General features: G+C 72.4%; 26 protein-coding genes. 14 read left to right on the forward strand and 12 right to left on the reverse strand.

Annotated features, from left to right (window positions below; all coding sequences use genetic code 11):
- Positions 1 to 25 precede the first annotated feature (25 nt).
- Positions 26 to 925: a helix-turn-helix domain-containing protein gene (locus tag QHG49_RS13550; protein ID WP_145483250.1), complete on the forward strand. Its 900-nt coding sequence runs from the start codon at positions 26 to 28 to the stop codon at positions 923 to 925.
- Positions 926 to 970: 45 nt separating this feature from the next.
- Here QHG49_RS13550 and QHG49_RS13555 read toward each other — a convergent pair whose 3' ends face one another.
- The 4 genes from QHG49_RS13555 to QHG49_RS13570 all read right to left on the reverse strand — a co-directional run bounded on the left by QHG49_RS13555 (position 971) and on the right by QHG49_RS13570 (position 5,131).
- The gene (locus QHG49_RS13555; protein WP_145483247.1) at positions 971 to 1,654 is read right to left on the reverse strand and encodes an ABC transporter ATP-binding protein; all 684 of its coding nucleotides are present in this window, start codon (positions 1,652 to 1,654) and stop codon (positions 971 to 973) included.
- Between the two features lie 48 nt (positions 1,655 to 1,702).
- Complete coding sequence (locus tag QHG49_RS13560; protein ID WP_301489858.1) at positions 1,703 to 3,166, reverse strand: ABC transporter permease; 1,464 nt, start codon at positions 3,164 to 3,166, stop codon at positions 1,703 to 1,705.
- Between the two features lie 134 nt (positions 3,167 to 3,300).
- Complete coding sequence (locus QHG49_RS13565; protein WP_145483243.1) at positions 3,301 to 4,548, reverse strand: Ig-like domain-containing protein; 1,248 nt, start codon at positions 4,546 to 4,548, stop codon at positions 3,301 to 3,303.
- A 241-nt stretch (positions 4,549 to 4,789) separates the two neighbouring features.
- Positions 4,790 to 5,131 carry a hypothetical protein gene (locus QHG49_RS13570; RefSeq protein WP_301489861.1) on the reverse strand — a complete coding sequence of 114 codons (342 nt, stop codon included), beginning with the start codon at positions 5,129 to 5,131 and terminating at the stop codon, positions 4,790 to 4,792.
- 109 nt (positions 5,132 to 5,240) lie between these two features.
- Here QHG49_RS13570 and QHG49_RS13575 point away from each other — a divergent pair, with 109 nt between their 5' ends.
- Both QHG49_RS13575 and QHG49_RS13580 read left to right on the forward strand, forming a co-directional pair.
- Positions 5,241 to 5,576 (forward strand): LAETG motif-containing sortase-dependent surface protein, encoded by a 336-nt coding sequence (locus QHG49_RS13575; protein WP_301489863.1) that lies wholly within the window; start codon positions 5,241 to 5,243, stop codon positions 5,574 to 5,576.
- Positions 5,577 to 5,619: 43 nt separating this feature from the next.
- Positions 5,620 to 6,402, forward strand: a complete 783-nt coding sequence (locus QHG49_RS13580; protein ID WP_301489864.1) for a hypothetical protein — start codon at positions 5,620 to 5,622, stop codon at positions 6,400 to 6,402.
- A 46-nt stretch (positions 6,403 to 6,448) separates the two neighbouring features.
- Here QHG49_RS13580 and hutH read toward each other — a convergent pair whose 3' ends face one another.
- From hutH to QHG49_RS13595, 3 genes are all read right to left on the reverse strand, one after another.
- Complete coding sequence (gene hutH, locus QHG49_RS13585; protein ID WP_301492768.1) at positions 6,449 to 8,017, reverse strand: histidine ammonia-lyase; 1,569 nt, start codon at positions 8,015 to 8,017, stop codon at positions 6,449 to 6,451.
- A 95-nt stretch (positions 8,018 to 8,112) separates the two neighbouring features.
- Positions 8,113 to 9,255 carry a GGDEF domain-containing protein gene (locus QHG49_RS13590; protein ID WP_159704452.1) on the reverse strand — a complete coding sequence of 381 codons (1,143 nt, stop codon included), beginning with the start codon at positions 9,253 to 9,255 and terminating at the stop codon, positions 8,113 to 8,115.
- Between the two features lie 136 nt (positions 9,256 to 9,391).
- On the reverse strand, positions 9,392 to 10,186 hold the full coding sequence (locus QHG49_RS13595; protein ID WP_301489868.1) for an enoyl-CoA hydratase/isomerase family protein: 795 nt from the start codon (positions 10,184 to 10,186) through the stop codon (positions 9,392 to 9,394).
- Positions 10,187 to 10,436: 250 nt separating this feature from the next.
- On the opposite strand from QHG49_RS13595, the gene QHG49_RS13600 reads away from it, so the two are divergent.
- Positions 10,437 to 11,138: a hypothetical protein gene (locus QHG49_RS13600; RefSeq protein WP_301489870.1), complete on the forward strand. Its 702-nt coding sequence runs from the start codon at positions 10,437 to 10,439 to the stop codon at positions 11,136 to 11,138.
- Positions 11,139 to 11,148: 10 nt separating this feature from the next.
- On the opposite strand, the gene QHG49_RS13605 is transcribed toward QHG49_RS13600, so the two are convergent.
- Positions 11,149 to 12,267, reverse strand: a complete 1,119-nt coding sequence (locus QHG49_RS13605) for an adenylate/guanylate cyclase domain-containing protein (RefSeq protein ID WP_301489872.1) — start codon at positions 12,265 to 12,267, stop codon at positions 11,149 to 11,151.
- A gap of 350 nt (positions 12,268 to 12,617) precedes the next feature.
- Between QHG49_RS13605 and QHG49_RS13610 the strand changes: the two genes are divergently transcribed.
- The 4 genes from QHG49_RS13610 to QHG49_RS13620 all read left to right on the forward strand — a co-directional run bounded on the left by QHG49_RS13610 (position 12,618) and on the right by QHG49_RS13620 (position 15,065).
- Entirely contained in the window at positions 12,618 to 13,511 is an 894-nt protein-coding gene (locus QHG49_RS13610) for an SDR family NAD(P)-dependent oxidoreductase (RefSeq protein WP_301489874.1), read from the forward strand.
- An 8-nt stretch (positions 13,512 to 13,519) separates the two neighbouring features.
- The gene (locus QHG49_RS13615; RefSeq protein WP_370530459.1) at positions 13,520 to 14,266 is read left to right on the forward strand and encodes an alpha/beta fold hydrolase; all 747 of its coding nucleotides are present in this window, start codon (positions 13,520 to 13,522) and stop codon (positions 14,264 to 14,266) included.
- Positions 14,267 to 14,272: 6 nt separating this feature from the next.
- Complete coding sequence (locus tag QHG49_RS34110; protein WP_370530460.1) at positions 14,273 to 14,401, forward strand: alpha/beta fold hydrolase; 129 nt, start codon at positions 14,273 to 14,275, stop codon at positions 14,399 to 14,401.
- 79 nt (positions 14,402 to 14,480) lie between these two features.
- Positions 14,481 to 15,065 carry a TetR/AcrR family transcriptional regulator gene (locus QHG49_RS13620; protein WP_145483227.1) on the forward strand — a complete coding sequence of 195 codons (585 nt, stop codon included), beginning with the start codon at positions 14,481 to 14,483 and terminating at the stop codon, positions 15,063 to 15,065.
- 377 nt (positions 15,066 to 15,442) lie between these two features.
- Here the strand turns inward: QHG49_RS13620 and QHG49_RS13625 are convergent, their stop codons facing one another.
- The gene (locus QHG49_RS13625) at positions 15,443 to 16,306 is read right to left on the reverse strand and encodes a biotin--[acetyl-CoA-carboxylase] ligase (RefSeq protein WP_159704443.1); all 864 of its coding nucleotides are present in this window, start codon (positions 16,304 to 16,306) and stop codon (positions 15,443 to 15,445) included.
- A gap of 111 nt (positions 16,307 to 16,417) precedes the next feature.
- On the opposite strand from QHG49_RS13625, the gene QHG49_RS13630 reads away from it, so the two are divergent.
- The 4 genes from QHG49_RS13630 to QHG49_RS13645 all read left to right on the forward strand — a co-directional run bounded on the left by QHG49_RS13630 (position 16,418) and on the right by QHG49_RS13645 (position 19,193).
- The gene (locus tag QHG49_RS13630; protein ID WP_145483222.1) at positions 16,418 to 18,031 is read left to right on the forward strand and encodes an acyl-CoA carboxylase subunit beta; all 1,614 of its coding nucleotides are present in this window, start codon (positions 16,418 to 16,420) and stop codon (positions 18,029 to 18,031) included.
- 25 nt (positions 18,032 to 18,056) lie between these two features.
- Positions 18,057 to 18,266: an acyl-CoA carboxylase epsilon subunit gene (locus QHG49_RS13635; RefSeq protein ID WP_145483220.1), complete on the forward strand. Its 210-nt coding sequence runs from the start codon at positions 18,057 to 18,059 to the stop codon at positions 18,264 to 18,266.
- A gap of 97 nt (positions 18,267 to 18,363) precedes the next feature.
- Positions 18,364 to 18,501: a morphogenic membrane protein MmpB gene (mmpB, locus tag QHG49_RS13640; RefSeq protein ID WP_167532143.1), complete on the forward strand. Its 138-nt coding sequence runs from the start codon at positions 18,364 to 18,366 to the stop codon at positions 18,499 to 18,501.
- A gap of 74 nt (positions 18,502 to 18,575) precedes the next feature.
- On the forward strand, positions 18,576 to 19,193 hold the full coding sequence (locus QHG49_RS13645; protein WP_301489880.1) for a nucleoside triphosphate pyrophosphatase: 618 nt from the start codon (positions 18,576 to 18,578) through the stop codon (positions 19,191 to 19,193).
- Here the strand turns inward: QHG49_RS13645 and QHG49_RS13650 are convergent.
- A complete protein-coding gene (locus tag QHG49_RS13650; protein ID WP_370530461.1) occupies positions 19,165 to 19,755 on the reverse strand; it encodes a hypothetical protein in 591 nt (196 codons plus the stop codon). The two genes, QHG49_RS13645 and QHG49_RS13650, sit on opposite strands and share 29 nt — an antisense overlap.
- A gap of 362 nt (positions 19,756 to 20,117) precedes the next feature.
- Here QHG49_RS13650 and QHG49_RS13655 point away from each other — a divergent pair, with 362 nt between their 5' ends.
- Positions 20,118 to 21,890, forward strand: coding sequence for a biotin carboxylase N-terminal domain-containing protein (locus QHG49_RS13655; RefSeq protein WP_145483214.1), 1,773 nt, complete (start codon positions 20,118 to 20,120; stop codon positions 21,888 to 21,890).
- 480 nt (positions 21,891 to 22,370) lie between these two features.
- On the opposite strand, the gene QHG49_RS13660 is transcribed toward QHG49_RS13655, so the two are convergent.
- Together QHG49_RS13660 and QHG49_RS13665 are read right to left on the reverse strand one after the other, a co-directional pair.
- A complete protein-coding gene (locus QHG49_RS13660; protein ID WP_202441066.1) occupies positions 22,371 to 23,279 on the reverse strand; it encodes a DeoR/GlpR family DNA-binding transcription regulator in 909 nt (302 codons plus the stop codon).
- Positions 23,280 to 23,480: 201 nt separating this feature from the next.
- Positions 23,481 to 24,929, reverse strand: coding sequence for an NAD(P)H-quinone dehydrogenase (locus QHG49_RS13665; protein WP_159704434.1), 1,449 nt, complete (start codon positions 24,927 to 24,929; stop codon positions 23,481 to 23,483).
- Between the two features lie 279 nt (positions 24,930 to 25,208).
- On the opposite strand from QHG49_RS13665, the gene QHG49_RS13670 reads away from it, so the two are divergent.
- Positions 25,209 to 25,646 carry a gamma-glutamylcyclotransferase gene (locus QHG49_RS13670; protein WP_145483208.1) on the forward strand — a complete coding sequence of 146 codons (438 nt, stop codon included), beginning with the start codon at positions 25,209 to 25,211 and terminating at the stop codon, positions 25,644 to 25,646.
- Positions 25,647 to 25,720: the final 74 nt, after the last annotated feature.

The raw sequence follows: 25,720 nt of genomic DNA on the forward strand, positions 1-25,720 counted from the left end.
AGCGGGGACGGCGGATACTTGCGGTATGGACGAACAGCAGGACACCGCCGTGACCGGGCCGCCGCTGGACCGGCGGGCCGAGCTGAGCGAGTTCCTGCGCAGCCGGCGGGCCCGGCTCAAGCCCGGGGACGTGGGGCTGCCCGACTTCGGCAGGCACCGCCGGGTGCCGGGGCTGCGCCGGGAGGAGCTGGCGCAGCTGGCCGGGGTGTCGGTGGCGTACTACACGCGTCTGGAACAGGGCAACGGCCGTAATGTCTCGGCGGAGGTCCTGGACTCGATCGCCCGCGCCCTGCGCCTCACGGACGCCGAGCACGCGCATCTGACCCATCTGGCGAAGCCGAAGTCGCACAAGAAGAAGCCGGCGGCCCGCCAGCAGCAGGTGCGCCCGGTGCTGTGCCAGCTGCTGGACACGATGGAGGGCGTGCCCGCGTACATCGTGGGCCGGCGTTCGGAGATCCTCGCCTGGAACCGGATGGCGGCGGCGGTGTTCGGCGACTGGGCGGAGCTGCCGGTGGCCGAGCGCAACTGGGCGCGGCTGGTGTTCCTCAGGCCCGACTACCGGGACCTGTTCGTGGACTGGGAGCAGAAGGCGATCGACGTCGTCTGCTCGCTGCGCATGGACGCGGGCTGCTATCCGGACGATCCCCGGCTGTCCGCCCTGGTGGGTGAACTCTCCGTCAAGAGCGAGGAGTTCCGCAGGCTGTGGGCCACGCACGACGTCAAGGAGAAGAACCATGGCGTCAAGCGGCTGCACCATCCGCTGGTGGGCGATCTCGCCCTGAACTTCGAGTCCTTCCGCATGTCGGACGGCACCGACCAGTGCCTGGTCACCTATCACGCGGAGCCCGGTTCGGCGTCCGCCGAGTCGCTGCGGCTGCTGGCCAGCTGGGGCACGGACGCGACCCGCGCGGGGACCTCCGCGTAGGGCCTCCCGCCGACCGGAAGGCCCGGTCCCCCGCGCGGCCGGGCGTCAGGCGCCCGCGTTCTCCTTGACCGTGATCCTGCCCTTGCGGATGGTGACGAGCCGCGGTGCCTTCTTCGCGAGCGAGGAGTCGTGGGTGACCATGATGAAGGTCAGCCCGTGCTCCTTCCACAGCCGTTCGAGTACGTCCATGATCTCGTCCCGGGTGCTCTCGTCGAGGTTGCCGGTCGGCTCGTCGGCGAGCAGCACCTTGGGCTTCTTCACCAGCGCGCGGGCGATGGCGACACGCTGCTGCTGGCCGCCGGACATCTCCGAGGGGAGGTGGCCGAGGCGTTCGCCGAGGCCCACGGACTTCAGCGCGTCGACGGCCAGTTCGCGGCGTTCCTTCACCTTGATGCCGAGGGGGACGAGGGCCGTCTCCACGTTCTCCTGCGCGGTGAGCGTGGGGATGAGGTTGAAGGACTGGAAGACGAAGCCGATGTTCTCGCTGCGGACCCGGGTCAGCCGGGCCTCGCTGAGCTTGGCCAGGTCGGTGCCGTCCAGGACGACCTCGCCGGAGGTGGGCCGGTCCAGGCCGCCGAGCATCTGGAGCAGGGTGGACTTGCCGCCGCCGGTGGGGCCCTGGATGACGAGCCGGTCGCCGTCGCCGATGATCAGGTCGACGCCGTCCAGGGCGTGGACGCTCTCCTTGCCCCGGGTGTAGCGCTTGGTGACGTTCTTGAGTTCATACATGGTGGCTCCTGGGAGGGTTTTCGGGGAGGGCGGTGGCGCGCCGCGCGGCTACTCCACCCGCCGCAGCGCGTCCGCCGGGCGCAGCCGGGAGGCCCGCCAGCCGCCGAACGCTCCCGCGATCAGGCCGCCCGCCACCGCGAGGCCCACCGCCAGCAGGATGGTCGTCAGGCTCACCGGGGCGGTCAGGGCCACCTCCAGGGACTTCGCCGTCTGCCGGCCGGGACCGCCGAACCCGCCGCCCCCGCCGAAGCCGCCACCGGAGCGCCCGCCGCCGAAGCCGCCGCCGCCCGAACCCAGTTGGGCCTGGAGGGTCGGGCTGATCGCGGTGACGACATAGGCGCCCGCGAGGCCCAGGGCGATGCCGAGGACGCCGCCGACCAGGCCGTTGACGATGGCCTCGCCGACCACCTGCCGGGTGACCCGGCCCGACTTCCAGCCCAGCGCCTTCAGGGTGCCGAACTCACGCACCCGGCGGGAGACCGCGGAGGAGGTGAGCAGGCCGGCGACCAGGAACGCGGCCACGAGCACCGCGATCGACAGCCACTTGCCGACGTTGGTGGCGAGCGAGGAGGCGGTGGACAGGGAGCCCGAGACCGTCTTGGCGAGGTCGGAGGAGGTGGTGACCGTCGTACCGGAGACGTTCTTCTGGATGGTGCTCTTGACGGAGTCGATCTTCTGCGAGTCGGTCGCCCGCACGTAGATCGTGGTGACCTTGTTCTTCTGGTCCGCGAGGGTCTGCGCCTGCCGCAGCGGGATGTACAGGTTGGCCGCCGAGTCGCCGCTGTCCGCGGTGGCGATGCCGATCACCGAGTACTTGGTGCCCTTGACGGTGACGGTGGAGCCGACCTTGTACTTCTTCGTCTTGGCGTACGCCGAGTCGACCACGGCCACCTTGGCGTTCGTCTCGGTGGTCTTGAAGTCACGGCCGCTGGTGATCTTCGAGGAGGTCAGCGGGCCGAGCCCGGTCTGGGTGACATCGGTGCCGTAGACCGTGTACTGGTCGATGTCGAAGTCGGCGCCGCCGCCCTTGACCTCGCCCTGCGCCTCGCCGCCACCGCCGCGCCGGCCGAAGCCGCTGCCGCCGTTCTGCTGGAACTGGCCGCGGGTGAAGCTGCCGTTGACCTTGACGACGGACAGGTTCAGCCCGCCGGCGGCCGCCGCCACGCCCTGCTGTCCGGAGACCTTGGAGACGGTGGAGGAGGCGAGGGTGGTGAAGCCCTGCACCTGGACGCGGTCGCTGCTCTGCGTCGACTTGTCGCCGCTGCCCTTCGCGCCGAACTGGAAGTGGGGCCGCTGGGAGCCGTCGGCGGAGGGGGTGGCCGCCTTGCTGACGGTCATGTCGGTGCCGAGGCCGTAGAGCGATTGCAGGACCTTGTCCTGGGCCTTGCCCATGCCGCTGGCCACGGAGTTGACCACGATGACCAGCGCGATGCCGAGCGCGAGGCCGGAGGCCACGACGAGCGCCGCCTTCCGGCGGCGGCGCAGTTCGCGCCTCAGGTAGGTGAAGAACATGGCCGGAACGATAGGAACGGCCCCTGACCGCTTCCTGAGGCTGACCTAAGAGCGGGTTAAGAATCCCCGCGTGCCCCGCAAGCAGCGGTGCCGCCCCCGAAGGGGCGGCACTCACGGGGCTTTCGGGGGCGGGCTCAGACGGCCGAACCGGCCTTCCACTGGGACCAGTCCATGTTCCAGCCGTTGAGGCCGTTGTCCGGGGAGACGGTCTTGTCGCCGGTGTGCTGGATCACCACGACGTCACCGATCAGCGAGTGGTCGTAGAACCAGGCGGCCGGGGTGTTCGGGTCGCCCGCGCCCTTGGCGTCCTGGAGGCCGACGCAGCCGTGGCTGGTGTTGACGTTGCCGAACACCGAGGGGGCGCCCCAGTAGTTGCCGTGGATGAAGGTGCCCGAGGTGGTCAGGCGCATGGCGTGCGGCACGTCCTTGATGTCGTACTCGCCCTTGCCGTCGTCGTCGGTGAAGCCGACGGTCGCGCCGTTCATGCGGGTCTGCTTGAACTTCTCGGAGATCACCATCTGGCCCTCGTACGTGGTGTGTTCGGGGGAACCGGCGGAGATCGGGATGGTCTTGACGACCTTGCCGTCCTGCGTGACCTTCATCTGGTGGGTCTTCGCGTCGACATAGGAGACCTGGTTGCGGCCGATGTGGAAGGTGACCGTCTTCTGCTGGACGCCGTAGACGCCGTTCGCGCCCTGGACGCCGTCGAGGGCGAGCTTCAGGGTGACGGTGGAGCCTTCCTTCCAGTAGTCCTGGGGACGGCAGTCCATGCGGTTGGCGTTGAACCAGTGGCAGGCGACCTCCTGGCCGCTGCTGGTGCTGACCGTGATGCCCTTCTGGACGGCCGCCTTGTTGGTGATCGCCTTGTCGAAGTTGATCGAGACCGGCATGCCCACGCCGACGGTCGTGCCGTTGTCGGGGGTGAAGCTGCCGATGAAGCTGTTCGACGGCGAGACGGTGGTGAAGGACGCGTTCTCGTGGGCTATGCGGCCCTGGGAGTCCTTCGCCGTCGCGGCGATCCTGTAGGTGGTGGAGCGCTCCAGCTGGACGGTCGGCTTCCAGCTCAGCTTGTCCGCGGAGAGCTGGCCGGCGACGGTCTTGCCGTCCTCGGTGGTCATGGTGACACCGGTGAGCGTGCCCTTGCCGACCGTGACGGTGCCGGAGTTGTTGATCGACGCGTTGTCCGTGCCGTCCTTCGGGGTGACGGCGATCTGCGCCTCGGACGACTTCTGGGCGGCCGCCGCGTCGGCCTGGGCCTGCGATGATTCGCCGCTGCCGTGGGCCGCGGCCTTGTCCCCTCCGGAACAGGCCGAGAGCATCAGCACACCGCCGAGCAGAGCGGACGCGGCCACCAGGCCATTGCGCCGCTTACCGTCCGTCATCACAAGCTTCTCCATCGTTGCCGAGTCGCAGATAACCCCGAGAGTCCCCCCGTGGGAACCTTCAACGCTACGGCCGGTTCGTCCCGTTCCGGATCCACCGGATCTGTGGGGCACACCACGTCCGCCGGCCCGTGCGGGACATCGCCGGGCGGGGTGGTGCGTGATCGGTCCGTGCGCCCCCTCGTACGACGAAACCCCGGACGGCAGGTCGCCGCCCGGGGTTTCAGGTGCCCCTGGACGCTCAGCCGACGCCGTCCTCTTCGTCGTCCTCCCCATCATCGCCGTCGATGTCCCATTCGGGCGAGTCCGGGTCGTAGTCGACCCGCTCACTCGACCAGGAGGCCTGCTGGAGCTCCACCCCAGGCACCGCGCTGACCAGGTCGAACGGGTCCACGAGATAGGCGAGGGCCTCCGCGGTGTCTTCCGTCACAGCGCCCTCGGCCTGGTCCCGCTCGGACTCCGGCAGCTCCGGATCGGCCGCGAGCCGGCCCAGCGCGGCCCGGGTCACCTCGTCGTCGTCCAGGATCTCGACCACCAGCTCCACCCGAAGCCGTACATAACGTGATGTCTCTTCATCGCTCATGGCGGGAGCGTACGGCCGAAACCTCCCGTGACTTTCCCGTGACCCGCGACTTTCACTAACATCGGCTCACACGGCCAATTCGCCAGCGTCACAAGGGGATCGATATTCCGTGTCATCCGCTCGCCGTCCGCTGCTGACCGCCACCGCCGCGGGCACTCTGCTGTGCGCCCTGTGGTTCGTCCCGTCCGCGAACGCGTCCCAGGAGGGACCGGCGCAGGACGTGGCGGCCGGCTCCGTCACGACCTTCTCCACGCCCGTCACCGAGCAGGCGGGTGTGGTGACGGCGGCGGCCACCAGAGCCGGTTCGGGCCCGGCGGACGACGCTCGGCTCGCCGACACCGGCAGCCCGGACACCACGCCGTACATCGTCGGCGGCTCCCTGTTCCTCGCGCTGGGCGCGGGGTTCGTGGTCTATTCGGTGCGCCGCGAACGCCTGGGTCTTTAATCTCCCTTGACCGATCTTTCACAGGGCTTACATAGTTCGCCTCATGAAGAGATCGTCAGGCGTGCGGCTGTGCGCCACCGTCGCCGTGAGCGCGCTGTCGTTCGCCCTTGTCACGGGGTGTTCCGACGGAGGGTCGAAGGATTCCGCGGACAAGGGTTCCGCGCGAAAGGCGCTGAGCGCCGCCGAGTTGGGGAAGCTGATCGTCGCTCAGGGCGATGTGCCCGGGTACGCGGTCGGGGCGGTGACCGAGGCCCGGGCCAAGCGGATCACCACCGACAAGGCGGCCTGCGGGCCCCTGACCCGGGTGCTGAGCGGGCTCGCGCCCACCGAGGCCCCGGCGAGCACCGACCGCATGGTCACCGAGAACGCGAAGAAGCGGCCCTCGGCCAAGCCGACGTCCCTGGACGACCTGGACGAGGGCGAGTTCGAGGAGACGATGCGCGAGTCCCTCGACCGCGATGTCACCACGGTGGCGCTCGCCTCGTACGACGGGGACGGCGCCGAGCGGTCCCTGACCTCGCTGTCGGCCGCCGTAAAGGCATGCGCGGGCGGCTTCACCGGCCGGCAGGCGGGCACCTCGGTGAAGTTCACCGAGGTCGCCGGGGAGAAGCCGCTGGGCGGCGGGGACGCGTCGGTGGCGTTCGCCGCGACCATGGAGAAGGACGAGGGCGGCGACGGCGGCACGGCCCTCGTGCACGCCGAGGTGGACCGGCACGGCTCCACCGTCTCCGTCTATTTCACGTCGAACCTGGGCGCGATGATGGCCGAGAAGGCGTACACGGTGACGCCCGCGGTCGTGAAGGCCCAGGAGACCCGGCTGAAGTGACGCCGAAGGGGCCCCGGCCGGCGGCCGGGGCCCCTTCGTCCGCCGGTCACTGGAGCGGGCCGGTGACCTTCTCCACGGCCTCGACCAGGTGCCCGCCGCGCACGAAGGCGTCGGCGGCGGCCAGGTCGGGCGCCAGGAAGCGGTCGGGGCCGGGGCCCTGGACACCGGCGGCGCGGGCGGCCTCGATCACGGCCCGGGAGGCGGGCGCCGGGCTCAGGCCCTCGCGCAGCTGGAGCGCGCGGGTGGCCGCGTACAGCTCGACGGCGATGATCCGGGTGAGGTTGTCCACGGCGGTGCGCAGCTTGCGCGCGGCCGACCAGCCCATGGAGACGTGGTCCTCCTGCATGGCGGAGGACGGGATGGAGTCCGCGGAGGCCGGTACGGCGAGCCGCTTCATCTCGCTGACCAGGGCGGCCTGCGTGTACTGCGCGATCATCAGACCGGAGTCCACACCGGCGTCGCCGGCGAGGAACGGCGGCAGGCCGTGGCTGCGGTTCTTGTCCAGGAGCCGGTCGGTGCGGCGCTCGGCGATGGAGCCGAGGTCGGCGGCGGCGACGGCGAGGAAGTCCAGCACGTAGGCGACGGGCGCGCCGTGGAAGTTGCCGTTGGACTCCACCCGGCCTCCCCCAGAGCCGAAAGCCTGGGAGGTGCCCCCAGGCAGCACCACCGGGTTGTCGATGGCCGAGGCCAGCTCGCGCTCGGCGACCAGGCGGGCGTGTGCCATGGTGTCGCGGCCGGCGCCCGCGACCTGCGGGGCGCAGCGCACCGAGTAGGCGTCCTGGACGCGCGGGGCGTCGTCCTGGTGGTGGCCGGTGAGCTGGGAACCCTTCAGCACGGCGAGCATGTTGGCGGCCGCGGCGCCCTGGCCCGGGTGCGGGCGGATGGCGTGCAGCTCGGGCGCGAGCACCTTGTCGGTGCCGAGCAGCGCCTCCAGGCTCAGCGCGGCGGTGATGTCGGCGGACTTGTAGAGGGTGTCGAGGTCGGCGAGGGCCATGATCAGCATGCCGAGCATGCCGTCGGTGCCGTTGAGCAGGGCGAGGCCCTCCTTCTCGCGCAGCTCGACGGGCTGGATGCCGTGCTCGGCGAGCAGTTCGCCGGCGGGCCGTACGACGCCGTCGGGGCCCTCGGCGTCACCCTCGCCCATCAGGGTCAGGGCGCAGTGGGACAGCGGGGCGAGGTCGCCGGAGCAGCCGAGCGAGCCGTACTCGTGCACGACCGGGGTGATCCCGGCGTTGAGCATGTCGGCCATGGTCTGCGCGACCTCGGGGCGTACGCCGGTGTGCCCGGAGCAGACGGTCTTCAGGCGCAGGAACATCAGGGCCCGTACGACTTCCCGCTCCACCCGCGGGCCCATGCCGGCGGCGTGCGAGCGGACGATGTTGCGCTGCAGCTGGGCGCGGAGTTCCGGGCTGATGTGCCGGGTCGCCAGGGCGCCGAAGCCGGTGGAGACGCCGTAGACCGGGTCCGGCTTGGCCGCCAGCGCGTCCACGATCCCGCGGGCCGCGGCCAGTGCCGCCACGGCCTCCTCCGACAGCTCGATCCGGGCAGCGCCGCGCGCCACGGCGAGAACGTCGGACGCCGAGACACCGGACGTCCCCACCACCACAGTGTGCATATCCATATTCAGGAGCGTACGCATTGAATGCAGCGCTGTCACTAGTGGGGACGGGGTGCACCCCTTACCCGGTGATGTGGGCTTCGTCGCAGCCTTCAGGGGTTGCGGCCGCGGAACCGGCGGCGCTCGGCGCGGGTGGGGGGCGGTTCGTCGGCGAGCCGGACGACGGGGTCGTCGGGGCCCTCGCGGCCGGCGACCACGGGGCGGTCGGCACGCATGGCCTTGGCGCGGTACTGGGCGGCGTCCGCGAGGCGGAACAGCCGCCGGGCGTCGGCCACCGGTCCGATCGGGTCCTCCGTCGAGGCGACCCCGCAGGCGACCCCCTCCCCCAGCTCCAACTCGCCCGCACGGCGGCACAGTTCGTCGGCCGCCTTGACCACCTCGTCGGCGGCCGGGCCGACCGCGAGGAGGCAGAACTCGTCGCCGCCGAGCCGCGCGGCCAGCGCGCCCGGCACCATCGCGCCGCACAGCGACAGCACCGAGCCGAACCGCTCCAGGAGCCGGTCGCCGACGGCATGGCCCTTGGTGTCGTTGACCCGCTTGAGCCCGTTGAGGTCGCAGACCACGAGGCTGACGACGGCGCCCTCGGCGCGGTGCTGTTCGAGCGCCTCGTCGAGGTGCGTGTCGACGGCGCGGCGGTTGGCGAGGCCGGTCAGGGCGTCGGTGTAGGCGAGCCGGCGGGCCTCCTCCAGGCGCTCGGTCTGCGCGAGCCCCGCGGCGACGACGGCGGCGAGCACGGTCGCGAAGTCGGCGTCGGCCCGGCCGAACACCGGGGCTCCGACGGCGCGCGCCACGTACACCTCGCCCCAGGCCCTGCCGTGCAGCACGACGGGGGCGACGACACAGCAGCCGCGGCCGCGGCGGCGCAGGGCGGCGACGCGCTGGTGGAAGTAGCCGGGGCGGCCGGCGGCGGTGCCCTCGGCGGTCTCCACCCAGGCGTTGGGACCGCCGCCGCCCGCCCAGCGCTCGTGCAGGAACTCGGTGATCTCCGGGAACTGGTGCACCGGATAGGACTCGGCCGCCGGGAACTCCTCCTCGTCCGGGCGCCGGTCCCCCACGTTCGCCAGGACCCGCAGCCGCCCCAGCTCGCGCTCCCAGACCGACAGCGCGGCGAAGCTGCCGTCCAGCGCGTGGCAGGCGCCGAGCGCGGCGGCCTGCCACGAGTCCTCGGGGGTGTGCGCCGCGGCCATCCCCTGCGCCAACGCCACCACTGCGGCAAGCCGCTCGTCGTCGCCCATTACTCCAGATTAGGGAGGATTTCGGGTGAGGGTGGTGTTGGTACGGCGAATAGGGGGTTTGGCCAGGGATGCACCTTAAGTGGCGCATCCCGCGTGCCTCAGGGGTGCACCGGGGGCGCACCAGGGGCGCCTGCCCCTACTCCCCCGGCCACTCCGGCTGCCGCTTCTCGTTGAAGGCGGCGACGCCCTCCGCGCGGTCCCCGGAGAAGGCCACGGAGCGCCACGCGGCGTCCTCGACCTCCAGACCGGCCCGCAGATCCAGGCCCTGCCCCAGCCGCAGCGCCCGCTTGGCCGCGCGCAGGCCCACCGGGGAGTTCCCGGCGATGCGCGTCGCCAGCTCCAGCGCCTCCTCCCGGTCCCGGCCCTCCTCGACCACGTGGTCCACGAGCCCCAGCTCACCGGCCTCCACCGCCTCCAGGCGCCGCGCCGAGAACACCAGCTCGGCCGCCCGCGCCGCGCCGACCCGCCGGGGCAGCAGCTGTGTGCCGCCGCCGCCCGGGATCACGCCCACGGACACCTCGGGCAGCCCCACCACGGCCGTACGGTCGGCCACGATCAGATCGCAGGACAGCGCCAGCTCGAAGCCGCCGCCCAGCGCGAACCCGTGCACCGCCGCGATCGTCGGCATCGGCAGCTCCAGCACGCCGGTGTACGCCCCCCGGGCCACCGGCCGCTGCCGCATCAGGTCCGCGTCGCTGAAGGAGTTGCGCTCCTTGAGGTCGGCGCCGACACAGAACGCCCGTTCGTGCGACGAGGTCAGGACGACCACGCGGGCGTCCCGGTCCGCGCCCAGCGCCGTACAGGCGGCCGCGATCGAGCGGGCCATCTCCGTGGAGACGGCGTTCATCGCCTTGGGCCGGTCCAGGACCAGCTCCGCGACGTACCCGTGCCGCCGCACCAGCACGAACTCCCCGAACCGCGCCTCGCTCATCGCATCCTCCGGTACACGTGTTAACGCGGGTTAACCCCTGTCGGCCCGATCATCGCAGCCGCACCCGATCACAGGAAACCCCGTACCGCTACGCCCGTTCGGGTGACATCACGGCCGTCTCGCCCCACATCACCCACACGAGCGCATAGCGTGCGCTGCGCGGTGGGGGCGTGAAGGGGAGCGCGCGGCGATGCGGGGCCGTGGGGAGTTGGGGGAGTCGTCGGGAGTCGTGGGGGGAGAACAGGCAGGCATGGCGGAGACACGTATACGGACACGGACAGGTCAGGCAGGGGTGGAGGAACCGGGCGGCTGGTTCTCCGGTCTACGTCGCGGACGGCACCGTAAACCCCGCCCCCGCAAGGCATTGCTCGCCGCGAGCGGGCTCGTCCTCGCGGCCGGGGTGCTCGGCCTGGTCCGCATGTCCCCGGAGTCCGGCGTCGGCGCCCCCGGCACCGCGGCGGCCGAACCCCGGCTCGACCCGGGCGGCGTTCTCGCGAGCGCCGGACCGCGCACCGGCACGTCCGGGACCGGCGGTCGTACGGCCGCGACCGCCACCGGCACCCTGACCACCGGCCCGCTCGCGCCGCCCTCGACGGCCGCCGACCTGGCCGGACGGACTCCCGCGCCGACACCCTCCGGGGCCGCGGCGACACCCGGGAACCCGGACGGATCGGGCGGCTTGGGAGGCTCCGGCGGATCGGACGGCTCGGGTGGTTCGGGCGGCGGGGTGCCGTCCGCGCCCGGGAAGAGCACCGCGCCGAGCGCCCCGCCCCGGCCCACGGCCTCGGCGCCGGCCCCTCCCGCACCGCCCTCACACCGCCCGGCACCGCCCACGACACCGGCGCCCACCCCGGCCCACGGCAGCCCCGCGCCCGCTCCGGGCGGGCTGTGCCTGCCGATCATCGCCCTCTGTGTGGACGTGGACGTGCTCGGCGGCGGTCACAGGGGTTAGGGCCGGGCGGCTACTGCTCCCCGTTCCGCCGGGTGAGCAGCCATGGCTCGACCACGCCGAGGCCGCGCACCGGGCGCTGCCACATCGGCTGGAGCGCGAAGCGGTACGACGGCGGTTCCGCGCCCTCCTTCTCGGCGGTCGCCGCGGCCTCGGCGGCCTCCGCCTCCGAGGCGGGCGCCTCACCGGAGCGGATCAGCTCCTTGGCGAACGCGCTGTCCATCAGGACGGCGTCGCGCGGGGCTATGGAGGTCAGCCGGGAGGCCAGGTTGACCGTCGTGCCGAACACATCGCCCATCCGGGTGGTCACGGTGCCGAAGGCCATGCCGACGCGCAGTTCGGGCATCGTCTCGTCGCCCGCCAGCGTCTCCACCAGGCGCAGCGCGATGTCCGCGGCCGTGCCCGCGTCGTCCGCGGCGAACAGGACCTCGTCGCCGAGGGTCTTGATGAGCCGGCCGCCGCGCGCGGCCACCAGGTCGGCGGCGGTGGTCTCGAAGGCCTCGACGAGTTCGCCGAGTTCCTCCTCCTCCATGCGGCGGGTCAGCCGGGTGAACCCGACGAGGTCGGCGAAGCCGACGGCGAGGCGCCGGTCGACCATCTCCTCGTCGTCCGCGGCCTGGACGACCCGCCCGGTCGCGGCGGCGAGCTGCCGGCGCCAGACGTAGACCAGGAACTCCTCCAGCTCCGGCAGCAGCAGCTCGACCAGGGGGTACGTCACCTCGGTGCGGGTCATGCCGGGTTCGGGGGGCTCGGTCAGGCCCTCCAGGAAGGAATCGATCTGCCACTCGGCCAGCCGGGCGGTGGTCTGCCCGGTGGACCGGGCCACCTGTACGGCCATGGCCTCGCTGAGCAGCCCCGCCTCGACCAGACCGGCGAGGCGGCGCAGGGCGAGGACGTCGGCCTCGGTGAGGGCCTTGGCCTGGCCTATGTCCGCGAAGCCCATCGCCCGCCAGAAGCGGGACGCCAGCTCCATGGAGACGCCGGCGCTGCGGGCGGCCTGGAAAGGGGTGTAGCGGCGCTCGGCGCCCAGGATGAGCTGTTCGAGACGGAGCGCGAGCGGGTCCTCGCCGGAGTCGGCGGCGCTGGGGTCCGTCCGGTCCTGCTCGCCGGGGCCCGTGTCGTCGACGGTCACGCCTGCTGCCCTTCCGATCTGCCGCGGTCAGGTACGACCGGCCTCAACTCTACGGCAGGTGTGCGCCAGCTCACTCCGTCGGGTTCGGCCGAGGTCTGCTTGTCCGGTGCCGGGTCGTGTGCGGGGTCGGCGCCGACGCCCTTTCAGGGAGCCCGCGACCCCCGGACCCCCCGCCATCAGCTTGGGGGGCGAAGTCGCTGTGCGCACCTGCGGGGCGGTGCGGGTGCCCGCGGGGCGGTGCGGGTGCCCGGAGATTAATCGGATAGGTAATCCGTTTATGTGCTAGCGTCCGGCGTCATCAAGCGGATTCCCTATCCGGTTTCTGGTTTCGTTTCGGGGTGGAGGCGGTCATGTCGGAGACAGCTGTGGTGACGGGTGGGACGGGAGGGATCGGGCTGGAGACGGCGCTCGGGCTGGCGGCGGCCGGGTTCGCGGTGACCGTGGTCGGGCGTGACCGGGTGCGGGGGGCCAGGGCGGTCGAGCGGATCGGCACGGTGAACCCGGCGGTTCCCGGACGGTTCCTGTGCGCCGACCTCTCCTCGCTCGACCAGGTGCGCTCGCTCGCGGCCCAGCTCGCCGACGAGCACGCCGCCTCCGGGGAGCCCCTCGCGCTGCTGGTCAACAACGTCGGGGCGATGTTCGCCGAGCGGCGGATCCTGGACGGCGTCGAGGCGTCGTTCGTCGTCAACCACCTCTCGCCCTACCTGCTGACGGAACTGCTGCTGCCCACGCTGAGGGCCGGCGCGCCGAGCAGGATCGTGAACGTGACCTCGGGCGCGGTCGGTGTCGCCAAGCGGCACTTCGACGCCGTCGAACCGCCCGGCGGCTACTACGGCTTCCACCACTACGGACGCGCCAAGCTCGCCAACCTCGCGTACACCCTGGACCTGGCGGCCCGGCTGGACGGCACGGGCGTCTCGGTCTTCGCGGCCGATCCCGGGGGCGCGGCGACCGACATGACCGACGGCACCCTGACCGATCCCCGGATCGTCTCCCCCGCCCTACGGCTGCTGTGGCCGCTGGTACGGCGCAGGTTCGCCCGCGCCACCTCCGGCCCGGCGTCCGCGGCGGCCGGGCCCTCGATCACCGCCGCCACCGACGGCGCCCTGACCGGCAGGACCGGCGTCGTCATCGGGCCCGAGGCGCTCCCGGTCGCCCCGTACCGCCACGCGACCGACCCCCGTCTCGCCGAGGCCGTACGACGGCTCAGCGAGACCCACGCGCCGGTGGGCGCGCGTCCATGACCGGCCCCGTGACCGATCCCGGCCTCCCGACCGACATGCCGACCGGCGCACTCACCGACTCACCGACCGGCGCACCGACCGACAAGGACATCACCGTGACCGGCACCGCCCCGACCGCCTATGCCCGCACCGTCCGCGGCTCCGGGCCCGGTCTCGTCCTCGCGCACGGCGCGGGCGGCGGCATCGAGGCCAACTACGGGCCGCTCATGGCAGGGCTCGCCGCCCGGCACACCGTCGTCGGCGTCGACCACCCCGGCTCGGGGCGCACGCCCGCAGCGCCCGCGTCCCTGGAACTCGACGAGCTGGCGGACCAGCTCGTCGCGGCGGCGGACGCGGAGGGGCTCGGCACGTTCGCGCTCTGCGGATACTCGCTCGGCGGGCCGGTCGCGATCAGGGCGGCGGTCCGGCATCCCGGCCGGGTCACCGCGCTCGTGCTGAGCGCGGCCTTCGCCCGGCTGGACACGCGCACCGAGCTGGCCGCCGCGATCTGGCAGCAGCTGTACGAGTCGGGGCAGCACGTCCTGCTCGCCCAGTACCTGACCCACCTGGCCCTGAGCACGCCGGTGCTGAACACCCTCACCCCGGCCCAGGTGCGCGGGGCCGCCGAGCGGACCGCGGCGGCGCTGCCGGCCGGAACCGGGGCCCAGGTCGACCTGGTCCGCCGCGTCGACGTCCGGGCGGACCTCGGTTCGCTCGACGTCCCCACGCTGGTCGTGGTGACCACCGCCGATCCCCTGATACCGGCCGCCCTCTAGCGCGAGTTGGCCGCGGCCGTTCCCGGCGCGCGCACCGCCGAGCTGGCCACCGGGCATCTGCCCTTCCTGGAGCAGCCCCAGCGGTGGCTGGAGCTGATCACGGGGTTCCTCGGTGCGGAGGTGCCCCGGCGCTGACGGCCTCGGCGGCCCGAACGCTCCGCGTACGATCGAACGCCGAACCGATACCGCGAGACGAGCGATCTGGACTGCCCCTATGACGAGCACGCAGCTGCGCAAGGACGCCGCCCGGAACTGGGACCGGATCGTCGCCATAGCCCGCGAACTGGTGGACGAGGGTGCCGCGCTCCAGCTCAACGATGTCGCGCGGCGGGCGGGGCTCGGGGTCGGGACCGTCTACCGGCACTTCGCCACGCCCGAGGCGCTGCTGGAGACCGTGGCCGCGCCCTGTCTGGAAGGTCTCGCGGAGCACGGCGCCAGGGCGCTGGCCGACACGGATCCGCTGCGCGCGCTGGAGGGGTTCCTGTCGCGTGTCGTGGAGGCTCAGGTCACGGATGCGGCGCTGGCGCCGGTCGCGGCGGCGACGGTGGACGCGTTGCCGCGTACGGCCGAGCTGAAGCGGGCGCTGACGACGGCCGGCACGGAGCTTCTCGACCGGGCGCACGCGGCGGGGGCGGTCCGCGCCGACCTCACCGCGGCGGATCTCGTGCCGCTGATGTGCGGTATCGCGCACGCGGTGAACCTCCACGGCGGCGACACGGCGTCCCGCCTCCGCACCGCCCACCGCTACCTGACCACCTTCTTCAACGGCGCACGCACCCCGCACCCGACGACGCCGTAGCCCTGGGCTGCCGCCCCCTGGCCGCGGGCAGGCGTGCCGCTTGGGGCGGCACGGGTGGGCGCTGGGGGTACCCCCTCTGGGGGAGGCACCCCGCCAGCGCGGGCGAGCGACCCGGCCCCGGCCCAGCGTCCCGAGTGCGGCGCCGTCGTGGCTTGTCGCGCAGTTCCCCGCGCCCCTCAAAAGCCCTCCCGGCCCGCCGTACGCCAGTGCGGCGCCGTCGTGGCTCGTCGCGCAGTTCCCCGCGCCCCTCAAAAGCCCTCCCGGCCCGCCGTACGCCAGTGCGGCGCCGTCGTGGCTCGTCGCGCAGTTCCCCGCGCCCCTAGAAGACTTCCCGACCCGCCGTGCACAACGCAGCCCCGCGCCCCTGGGCGAAGACCTCACGCCGGGCGCAGATGCACGATGTCGCCCGCTCCCACCGGCTGGACGCCCTCCGGGGTCGCGATGACCAGGCGGCCGTCGCCGTCCACGGCCACCGCCTCGCCGATCAGGTCGCGGTCGCCCGGCAACTCCGCCCGCACCGTGCGGCCCAGCGTCGCGCAGCCCGCCGCGTAGGCCTCCTGGAGGCCGCACTCCGCGGGGTCGCCGAGGGCCGCGCGCCAGCGGCCGTACCAGTCCTCCAGGGAGCGCAGTACCGCCCGCAGCAGGGGATCCCGGTCCGTGCTCACCGCGCCCGCGAGCAGCAGCGACCCCGCCCCGGCCACCGGCAGTTCCTCCGCGCGCAGCGAGACGTTGAGGCCGAAGCCGATGACGACGCCGTCCTCGCCGGCCCGCTCCAGCAGGATGCCGCCCGCCTTGCGCTCCTCCCCGCCGACCGTCACCAGCAGATCGTTCGGCCACTTCAGCGCCGTGTCCACGCCCGCCGCCCGCGCCAGCCCCGTCGCCACCGCGACCCCGGTGAGCAGCGGCAGCCATCCCCAGTGGTGCACCGGCACCTCCGCGGGCCGCAGCAGCACGGAGACGAAGAGGCCGGAGCGCGGCGGCGCCGTCCAGCGGCGGTCCAGGCGGCCCTTGCCGGTCGTCTGCTCCTCCGCCACCAGCACCGTGCCCTCGGCCACCGGACCGGCCGCGGCGCGCGCCACGAGGTCGTTGTTGGTGGAGCCGGTGCGCTGCACCACCTCCAGCTCCGACCACAGCCCGCCCTCGCGCACCAGCGCGCGGCGCAGGGCGGTCGCGTTCAGCGGCGGGCGGTCCAGATCGGACCAGCGGCCGGCGTTGTCGTCTGCTGCATCTCGGGGCGTCATGCAAGCCACCCTAGGTGTGGCAAACGACGCAGTGCTGATCGGTAGCCCCAGCACTACTCTACGAACGAGTAACCGTCCCCCCCTTTTGAGCAGGCAGGGAGCCGCATCCCGATGTCCGAGCCGGAAGAGCGTCACGAGATCCAAGGGATCGACATTCACACGACCGCGGGCAAACTCGCGGATCTCCAGCGGCGCATCCACGAGGCGACGCACGCCGGCTCGGAGCGCGCCGTCGAGAAGCAGCACGCCAAGGGCAAGCTGACCGCCCGTGAGCGCGTCGAACTGCTCCTGGACGAGGGGTCGTTCGTCGAGCTGGACGAGTTCGCCCAGCACCGCTCCACCAACTTCGGTCTGGAGCAGAACCGGCCCTACGGCGACGGTGTCGTCACCGGGTACGGAACGGTCGACGGCCGGCCCGTCGCCGTCTTCTCCCAGGACTTCACCGTCTTCGGCGGCGCGCTCGGCGAGGTGTACGGCCAGAAGATCGTCAAAGTCATGGACTTCGCCCTGAAGACCGGCTGCCCGGTCATCGGGATCAACGACTCCGGCGGCGCCCGGATCCAGGAGGGCGTCGCCTCGCTCGGCGCCTATGGCGAGATCTTCCGCCGAAACACCCACGCCTCCGGTGTCATCCCGCAGATCTCCCTGGTCGTCGGCCCCTGCGCCGGCGGCGCGGTGTACTCCCCGGCCATCACCGACTTCACGGTCATGGTCGACCAGACCTCGCACATGTTCATCACCGGACCCGACGTCATCAAGACCGTCACCGGCGAGGACGTGGGCTTCGAGGAGCTGGGCGGCGCCCGGACCCACAACGCCGTCTCCGGCGTGGCCCACCACATGGCCGGGGACGAGAAGGACGCCATCGAGTACATCAAGCAGCTGCTGTCGTACCTGCCGTCCAACAACCTCTCCGAGGCCCCGGTCTTCCCGGAGGAGGCGGACCTCGCGGCCACCGACGAGGACCGCGAGCTGGACACCCTGGTCCCGGACAGCGCCAACCAGCCGTACGACATCCGTACGGTGGTCGAACACGTCGTGGACGACGGCGAGTTCTTCGAGACGCAGGCCCTGTTCGCGCCGAACATCGTCACCGGGTTCGGCCGGGTCGAGGGGCACCCGGTGGGTGTCGTCGCCAACCAGCCGATGCAGTTCGCCGGCTGCCTGGACATCGACGCCTCCGAGAAGGCCGCGCGGTTCGTGCGCACCTGCGACGCGTTCAACCTGCCGGTGCTGACCTTCGTGGACGTGCCCGGCTTCCTGCCGGGCGTCGGCCAGGAGCACGAGGGCATCATCCGGCGCGGCGCCAAGCTGATCTACGCCTACGCCGAGGCCACCGTCCCGCTGATCACCGTGATCACCCGCAAGGCCTTCGGCGGCGCCTACGACGTGATGGGCTCCAAGCACCTGGGCGCCGACCTCAACCTCGCCTGGCCGACCGCCCAGATCGCCGTCATGGGCGCCCAGGGCGCGGTCAACATCCTGCACCGGCGCACCCTCGCCGAGGCGGCCGCGACCGGCGAGGACGTGGAGGCCGTGCGGGCCCGGCTGATCCAGGAGTACGAGGACACCCTCCTCAACCCCTACGTGGCGGCCGAGCGCGGCTACATCGACGCGGTGATCATGCCGTCCGACACCCGCTCCCACATCGTCCGGGGCCTGCGTCAGCTGCGCACCAAGCGGGAATCACTGCCCCCGAAGAAGCACGGCAACATCCCCCTCTAGGCCCGGCCGACCGACAGGAGCCGACATGACGATCAAGGTCGTACGAGGCAACCCGACCCCCGAGGAGCTGGCCGCCGCCCTGGCGGTGGTCCGCGCCCGCGCCGCCGCGGCGGCCGCCGCGCCGTCCGGTGCGCGGGGCCCGAAGGACGCGTGGTCCGACCCGGCCCGCATCGCCGCCGCCCGCGTCCCCCGGGCGGGCGCGGCGGCCTGGATGCGCACCTACTGGCCGAGCTAGGACGGGCCGAGCCGGGAGACCGGCGGTACGAGACCGAGGGCCGACTTGAGTACCAGTACTCAGGCGGCCCTCGCCGGCCAAGCCCCACGCTGGGGGCATGCTCTGGTCCGACCCTGACGACGAACCGCCGAAAGAGCTGCGCGACGCGCAGGACATGCTGCGGCGGCTCGGCGTCCTCATGGCCGTGGCGGTCACCGCGGCCATGGTGGTGGCCGCCCTGATGGGTCTGCGCTGAGCCCACCGGGCCCGCGCCGAGCCCGCCGGCGGGCGATTCGCGCGGGCCCGCGACCGGGTGACTAACCTGATCGCATGACCTCGACGCACCGCAGGCGGCTCGTGCTCGCCTCCCAGTCCCCCGCCCGTCTCGGCCTGCTCCGGCAGGCGGGCCTCACCCCCGAGGTCATCGTGAGCGGGGTCGACGAGGACGCCGTCACCGCCCCCACCCCGGCCGAACTGGCCCTCGCCCTCGCCGAGGCCAAGGCGTCCGTCGTGGCGGCGCTGCCCGAGGTCCAGGGCGCCCTGGTGATCGGCTGCGACTCGGTGCTGGAGCTGGACGGCCGCGCGCTCGGCAAGCCCGCCGACGCCGAGGAGGCCACCGCCCGCTGGAAGTCCATGCGCGGCCGGGCCGGCATCCTCCAGACGGGGCACTGCGTCTGGGACACGGCGGCCAAGCGCTACGTCTCGGCGACCGCCTCCACCGTCGTACGGTTCGGCGAGCCCAGCGACGAGGAGATCGCCGCCTACGTGGCCTCCGGCGAGCCCCTGTACGTCGCCGGGGCGTTCACCCTGGACGGCCGTTCCGCGCCCTTCATCGAGGGCATCGACGGCGACCACGGCAATGTGATCGGCATCAGCCTGCCCCTGGTGCGCAAGCTGCTGGCCGAACTGGGCGTCGGCATCACGGAGTTGTGGGCACCGGCCGGGTGATCCGCTCGGGGACGGCGTCCTGCGGCCCGTCGCCCCCGCCCCGCGGCTCCGCCGGGCGCCCGGCGGCCGGTTCCCCCGGAGGGGCGGCGCGGGCGTCCACGGGCTCGTCAGCGGCCCTCGGGTCGCCGCCCGTCCCGCCGTCCCCACCGGGCGCGGCCCCGGCGGGGCCGCCGTCACGGTCGTACGACACCAGGAGCAGCACCAGGAGCGCGAGCACCACGACCATGACCAGGAAGGCCGTCGCGTTGACCAGGCCCCAGGCGAAGGCGCCCAGCAGGCCGTGCACGACCGCCGCGCTGATCAGCACGACGCGCCCGAAGCCGGCGGGGGCCCGGTCGCGGACCGCCACCAGCAGGGCGACCAGGGCGCACAGCAGGAAGTAGAGGCCGAAGACGACGCCGCCGATCTTCGAGGACGTCGACATCAGACGCGGGTCCACACCGGCCATGGACATCTTCTGCCGCTCCACGACCACGCCGAGGAACCAGTTCAGCGCCCCGATGCCGAGCGCCTCCACGAGGAGGACGACGGTCACCACCCACGCCACGGTTCTGCGCACCACCGGCCCCACCCGCTCCCCACCTTGACCGCTGTTACCAGCAGTAGTCCGAGACAGGGCGAACGCTACTAACGGGTAAACCAGGGGACAAGGGTTCGTGCGGCAGCAAAGAATCATTGGGCCATTCGTAGGGACTCGACAAAGAAACCGAGTGGGCCGCAGCACGCTCTTACAGAGACCTTGGCCACATGACAGGACTAGGGTTTTCCGGAGGAGTCCTGCGTAGCAAGGTGCCACCGGGGCTTTCGCGGGTCGGGCGAGCCCCGCATCACGCTCCGTGTGGGCAAGCTCACCATTGGGGACGGGTCGAAGAGCCGTGTCGGCAGTCCCTAAACTCGGCTTGTTTCAAGGAGGGAGCCTCAATCGTGCGCAAGGTGCTCATCGCCAACCGTGGCGAAATCGCTGTCCGGGTGGCTCGGGCCTGCCGGGACGCGGGGATCGCGAGCGTTGCCGTCTACGCGGACCCGGACCGGGACGCTCTGCATGTCCGCGCTGCGGATGAGGCGTTCGCCCTGGGCGGTGACACACCGGCAACCAGCTACCTGGACATCGACAAAGTCCTGAACGCGGCCCGGGAGTCCGGCGCGGACGCCATCCACCCGGGTTACGGCTTCCTCTCGGAGAACGCCGAATTCGCGCAGGCCGTCCTCGACGCCGGTCTGAACTGGATCGGCCCGCCGCCGCAGGCCATCCGCGACCTGGGCGACAAGGTGGCGGCCCGCCACATCGCCCAGCGCGCCGGCGCGCCCCTGGTGGCCGGCACGTCCGACCCGGTCTCGGGCGCCGACGAGGTCGTCGCCTTCGCCGAGGAGCATGGCCTGCCGATCGCCATCAAGGCGGCGTTCGGCGGCGGCGGTCGCGGCCTCAAGGTCGCCCGCACTCTCGAAGAGGTGCCGGAGCTGTACGACTCGGCGGTGCGCGAGGCGGTCGCCGCCTTCGGGCGCGGCGAGTGCTTCGTGGAGCGGTACCTGGACCGTCCGCGGCACGTGGAGACCCAGTGCCTGGCGGACAAGCACGGCAATGTGGTCGTCGTGTCCACCCGTGACTGCTCGCTCCAGCGCCGCCACCAGAAGCTCGTGGAGGAGGCGCCGGCGCCGTTCCTGTCCGAGGAACAGCTCGCCGAGCTGTACCGCGCCTCCAAGGCCATCCTCAAGGAGGCCAGCTACGAGGGCGCGGGCACCTGTGAGTTCCTGGTCGGCCAGGACGGCACGATCTCCTTCCTGGAGGTCAACACCCGTCTCCAGGTCGAGCACCCGGTGACCGAGGAGGTCGCCGGCATCGACCTGGTCCGCGAGATGTTCCGCATCGCGGACGGCGAGGAACTCGGGTACGGCGACCCGGAGCTGCGCGGCCACTCCTTCGAGTTCCGCATCAACGGCGAGGACCCGGGCCGCAACTTCCTGCCCGCCCCGGGTACGGTCACCGTGTTCGACCCGCCGTCCGGTCCCGGTGTCCGCCTGGACGCCGGTGTGGAGTCGGGCTCGGTCATCGGCCCGGCGTGGGACTCGCTCCTCGCCAAGCTGATCGTGACCGGCCGCACCCGCAAGGAGGCCCTGGAGCGGGCCGCGCGGGCGCTGGACGAGTTCCAGGTCGAGGGCATGGCCACAGCGATCCCCTTCCACCGTGTGGTGGTCCGGGACGCGGCGTTCGCGCCCGAACTGACCGGCTCCACAGATCCGTTCAAGGTCCACACCCGCTGGATCGAGACGGAGTTCGTCAACGAGATCAAGCCCTTCGCCGCGCCGGCCGACGCCGAGGCGGACGAGGACACGGGCCGCGAGACCGTGGTCGTCGAGGTCGGCGGCAAGCGTCTTGAGGTCTCGCTGCCGTCCTCGCTGGGCATGTCCCTCGCCCGTACCGGCCTCGCGGCGGGCGCCAAGCCCAAGCGCCGCGCCGCCAAGAAGTCCGGCCCCGTGGCCTCCGGCGACACCCTCGCCTCCCCGATGCAGGGCACCATCGTCAAGGTGGCCGTCGAGGAGGGCCAGGAGGTCAAGGAGGGCGACCTGGTCGTCGTCCTGGAGGCCATGAAGATGGAGCAGCCCCTGAACGCCCACAAGGCCGGCACGATCAAGGGCCTGGGCGCGGAGGTCGGCGCGTCGATCACCTCGGGCGCGGCGATCTGCGAGATCAAGGACTGACGTCCACCTGCACGACCTGAACCGGCTCCTGGTGCGCACGCACCGGGGGCCGGTTCGTCGTGGGGCATGAGGTGGGCAGCAGGGGGATGTGGGGCATACGGAGGCGTCGGCCTGCGGGCGCCCCGGCCCGGCAGTGGGCTCTTCCGGGGACATGGCCCACTATTGCCGTGGAACGGCGGGAGCCCGGTGCAGTCGGCCAGCCCGGTGCAGTCGGCCGGTGCGGCGGCGCGCACGCGCCCACCCGGGCCATCAGGACCAGCCCGCACCGGTCACGCCTGTATACGGCTCACGGCGTCATGAACCCGCCGACGGAACGCTCGGCCCGTCCTCCGGCGAGGACTCGGCCGGCGAGGACTCGGCCGGCGAGGACTCGGCCGCTCGGATCGGCCCGTCGGCGCGGCCCCCGCCAGGCCCCCGCCCTCTCGGCCCGGCGACCCGGCCTCGCCGAACCGCCCCCCGTCCCGGCGAGCGCGGCGCGGCTCACCTGCGACGGAGATCCGCGACCCTGGCCCGTTCGGAAGGCTGGGGCTGGTCGGAGAGGACGGAGGTGGAGCGCAGGGGGTTGCCCCGGCGTGGTCCCGGCAGCTGGGGGCGGCGGGCCGGCGGGACCTGGTCACCCCCCGGGCTTCCGTTCGCCCCGGTCACGGCGATCTGCACCCCCTGGTCGGCGAGGGCCTGCAACTCCGTGGCGGCGCGGTCGTCATGGCCGGGCGGCTCGTCCGTGACGAGGCGGGTGATGAGATCCGTCGGCACGGTCTGGAACATCGTGTCCGTGCCCAGCTTGGTGTGATCGGCGAGGACCACCACCTCCGCGGCGGCCTGCACGAGCGCCCGGTCGACGGAGGCGGAGAGCATGTTGGAGGTGGACAGCCCGCGTTCGGCCGTCAGCCCGCTCCCGGACAGGAACGCCTTCGACACCCGCAGCCCCTGCAGGGACTGCTCGGCACCGGAGCCGACGAGCGCGTAGTTGGAGCCGCGCAGGGTGCCGCCGGTCATGACGACCTCCACCCGGTTCGCATGGGCCAACGCCTGTGCGACCAGGAGGGAGTTGGTGACCACCGTGAGTCCGGGCACGCGGGCGAGCCGGCGGGCCAGCTCCTGCGTGGTCGTACCCGCACCGACCACGATCGCCTCGCCCTCTTCGACGAGGCCGGCCGCGAGATCGGCGATCGCCGTCTTCTCGGCGGTCGCGAGATGCGACTTCTGCGGGAAGCCGGACTCCCGGGTGAACCCACCCGGCAGTACGGCACCGCCGTGCCGGCGGTCGAGGAGTCCTTCCGCCTCCAGTGCCCGCACGTCCCGCCGTACGGTCACTTCGGAGGTCTGGACGACGCGGGCGAGCTCACGGAGCGACACGGCACCGTTCGCTCGCACCATTTCGAGGATCAATTGGCGACGTTCAGCAGCGAACACGAAACTGACAGTAACCCCAGCGACCGTCTGCTTTCAGCAGTTTGCGCCGATTAGCAGAAGTTGTTCGCATGGCCGAACCCGAAGTGGTATAGGACCTTCCTCCGACCTATCCCGCCCGACTATGCCAGCCGCACGTCCGGCAACTCCCCGCGACCAGCGGGAAGTTGCCGCAGGTCATCAGCCCTCGGCGCCCGCCTTGCGGGTGTGCAGCTGCCGCGCGACCTCCGCGATCGATCCCGAGAGAGAGGGGTACACCGTGAAGGCTTTCGCGATCTGCTCGACCGTCAGGTTGTTGTCGACCGCGATCGAGATGGGGTGGATGAGTTCCGAGGCGCGCGGCGCCACGACCACACCGCCGACGACGATGCCCGTGCCCGGCCGGCAGAAGATCTTGACGAAGCCGTCCCGGATGCCCTGCATCTTGGCGCGCGGGTTGCGCAGCAGCGGCAGCTTGACGACCTTCGCGTCGATCTTGCCCGCGTCCACGTCCGCCTGCGAGTAGCCGACGGTGGCGATCTCGGGGTCGGTGAAGACGTTGGAGGAGACCGTCTTCAGGTTCAGCGGGGCCACCGCGTCGCCGAGGAAGTGGTACATCGCGATCCGGCCCTGCATCGCGGCGACGGACGCGAGCGCGAAGACGCCGGTCACGTCACCGGCGGCGTAGACACCGGGCGCGGTGGTGCGGGAGACCTTGTCGGTCCAGATGTGCCCGGAGTCGCGCAGCTTGACGCCGGCCTCCTCCAGGCCGAGGCCCGCGCTGTTCGGGATGGCGCCGACGGCCATGAGGCAGTGCGTGCCGGTGATGACGCGGCCGTCGGCGAGGGTGACCTCGACCCGGTCGCCGACGCGCTTGGCGGACTGCGCGCGGGAGCGGGCCATGACGTTCATGCCGCGGCGGCGGAAGACGTCCTCCAGGACGGCGGCGGCGTCCGGGTCCTCGCCGGGCAGCACCCGGTCGCGGGAGGACACGAGGGTGACCTTGGACCCGAGGGCCTGGTACGCGCCGGCGAACTCGGCGCCGGTCACACCGGAGCCGACCACGATCAGCTCTTCCGGCAGCTCGTCGAGGTCGTAGACCTGGGTCCAGTTGAGGATGCGCTCGCCGTCGGGCTGGGCGTCGGGCAGCTCGCGCGGGTGACCGCCGGTCGCGATGAGCACGGCGTCGGCGGTGAGGGTCTCCTCGGTGCCGTCGGCGACGGTGACGACGACCTTCCTCGACCCGTCGAGCGCCTGCATGCCCTCCAGGCGTCCGCGCCCGCGCATGACCCGCGCGCCGGCGCGCGTCACGGAGGCGGTGATGTCGTGCGACTGCGCCAGCGCGAGCCGCTTGACCCGTCGGTTGACCTTGCCCAGGTCCACCCCGACCACGCGGGCGGCCCGCTCCAGGGGCGGGGTGTCGTCGGCGACGATGATGCCGAGTTCCTCGTACGACGAGTCGAAGGTCGTCATGACCTCGGCCGTCGCGATAAGGGTCTTCGACGGCACGCAGTCGGTCAGTACCGACGCGCCGCCCAGACCGTCGCAGTCGACGACGGTCACCTCCGCGCCGAGCTGCGCGGCCACCAGCGCCGCTTCATATCCGCCAGGTCCGCCACCGATGATCACGATCCGAGTCACGTACCCCATTGTCCCGCACGCTTCAAGGTGCCACTGCCCGGGGGCGGCGGGCCCCTTCCGACGTGCGCCGACGCGCGTCCCCCGGGAGACGAACCGTACGGAATCCGGCCGGGCGGCCCGAGGAGCGGCCGGCGGCCCGTCCCGGAGGGCGGACCCGGACATCCCCGGCGAAGGGGCCCGCGCCGGCGAAAGACCCGGTGACCGGGAGGCCCGGTGCCTCAGGGGCGCCCCGGGGCTCGCTCCCGGGGCGCGTAAGCGGCATGAGGGCGCTGCCGTACCCTCTCCCCCATGTCGCTCTATGCCGCCTACGCCGGCAACCTCGACGCCCGGCTGATGTCCCGCCGCGCCCCGCACTCCCCGCTGCGCGCCACGGGCTGGCTGAACGACTGGCGGCTGACCTTCGGCGGGGAGCAGTTCGGCTGGGAGGGCGCGCTGGCGACGATCGTCGAGGAGCCGCTGGCCCAGGTGTTCGTCGGCCTGTACGACATCGCGCCCATGGACGAGGAGTCCCTCGACCGCTGGGACGGCGTGGACCTCGGCACGTACCGCCGCATGCGCGTGCGCGTGCACACCCTGGACGGCGAGAAGCCGGCCTGGACCTACGTCCTCAACGACTACGAGGGCGGCCTCCCCTCGGCCCGCTACCTGGGCGAGATCGCCGACGCCGTCGAGTCCGCGGGGGCGCCCCACGACTACGTGATGGAACTGCGCAAGCGCCCCTGCTGACCGGCGCACACCCGGCACCCGTCCGGCGCCCGTCCCGCACCCCGATGACTTACCCGCGGTAATCCATCGTCGGA

The organism is Streptomyces sp. WP-1 (assembly GCF_030450125.1).
Lineage (GTDB): Bacteria > Actinomycetota > Actinomycetes > Streptomycetales > Streptomycetaceae > Streptomyces > Streptomyces incarnatus.

Excerpts from the sequence above, each read along its gene's own strand:
- QHG49_RS13550 (WP_145483250.1), top strand. The coding sequence starts at position 26 with ATGGACGAACAGCAGGACACCGCCGTGACCGGGCCGCCGCTGGACCGG.
- QHG49_RS13555 (WP_145483247.1), bottom strand. The coding sequence starts at position 1,654 with ATGTATGAACTCAAGAACGTCACCAAGCGCTACACCCGGGGCAAGGAG.
- QHG49_RS13560 (WP_301489858.1), bottom strand. The coding sequence starts at position 3,166 with ATGTTCTTCACCTACCTGAGGCGCGAACTGCGCCGCCGCCGGAAGGCG.
- QHG49_RS13565 (WP_145483243.1), bottom strand. The coding sequence starts at position 4,548 with ATGACGGACGGTAAGCGGCGCAATGGCCTGGTGGCCGCGTCCGCTCTG.
- QHG49_RS13570 (WP_301489861.1), bottom strand. The coding sequence starts at position 5,131 with ATGAGCGATGAAGAGACATCACGTTATGTACGGCTTCGGGTGGAGCTG.
- QHG49_RS13580 (WP_301489864.1), top strand. The coding sequence starts at position 5,620 with ATGAAGAGATCGTCAGGCGTGCGGCTGTGCGCCACCGTCGCCGTGAGC.
- hutH (WP_301492768.1), bottom strand. The coding sequence starts at position 8,017 with ATGCACACTGTGGTGGTGGGGACGTCCGGTGTCTCGGCGTCCGACGTT.
- QHG49_RS13590 (WP_159704452.1), bottom strand. The coding sequence starts at position 9,255 with ATGGGCGACGACGAGCGGCTTGCCGCAGTGGTGGCGTTGGCGCAGGGG.
- QHG49_RS13595 (WP_301489868.1), bottom strand. The coding sequence starts at position 10,186 with ATGAGCGAGGCGCGGTTCGGGGAGTTCGTGCTGGTGCGGCGGCACGGG.
- QHG49_RS13600 (WP_301489870.1), top strand. The coding sequence starts at position 10,437 with ATGGCGGAGACACGTATACGGACACGGACAGGTCAGGCAGGGGTGGAG.
- QHG49_RS13610 (WP_301489874.1), top strand. The coding sequence starts at position 12,618 with ATGTCGGAGACAGCTGTGGTGACGGGTGGGACGGGAGGGATCGGGCTG.
- QHG49_RS13620 (WP_145483227.1), top strand. The coding sequence starts at position 14,481 with ATGACGAGCACGCAGCTGCGCAAGGACGCCGCCCGGAACTGGGACCGG.
- QHG49_RS13625 (WP_159704443.1), bottom strand. The coding sequence starts at position 16,306 with ATGACGCCCCGAGATGCAGCAGACGACAACGCCGGCCGCTGGTCCGAT.
- QHG49_RS13630 (WP_145483222.1), top strand. The coding sequence starts at position 16,418 with ATGTCCGAGCCGGAAGAGCGTCACGAGATCCAAGGGATCGACATTCAC.
- QHG49_RS13635 (WP_145483220.1), top strand. The coding sequence starts at position 18,057 with ATGACGATCAAGGTCGTACGAGGCAACCCGACCCCCGAGGAGCTGGCC.
- mmpB (WP_167532143.1), top strand. The coding sequence starts at position 18,364 with ATGCTCTGGTCCGACCCTGACGACGAACCGCCGAAAGAGCTGCGCGAC.
- QHG49_RS13645 (WP_301489880.1), top strand. The coding sequence starts at position 18,576 with ATGACCTCGACGCACCGCAGGCGGCTCGTGCTCGCCTCCCAGTCCCCC.
- QHG49_RS13665 (WP_159704434.1), bottom strand. The coding sequence starts at position 24,929 with ATGGGGTACGTGACTCGGATCGTGATCATCGGTGGCGGACCTGGCGGA.
- QHG49_RS13670 (WP_145483208.1), top strand. The coding sequence starts at position 25,209 with ATGTCGCTCTATGCCGCCTACGCCGGCAACCTCGACGCCCGGCTGATG.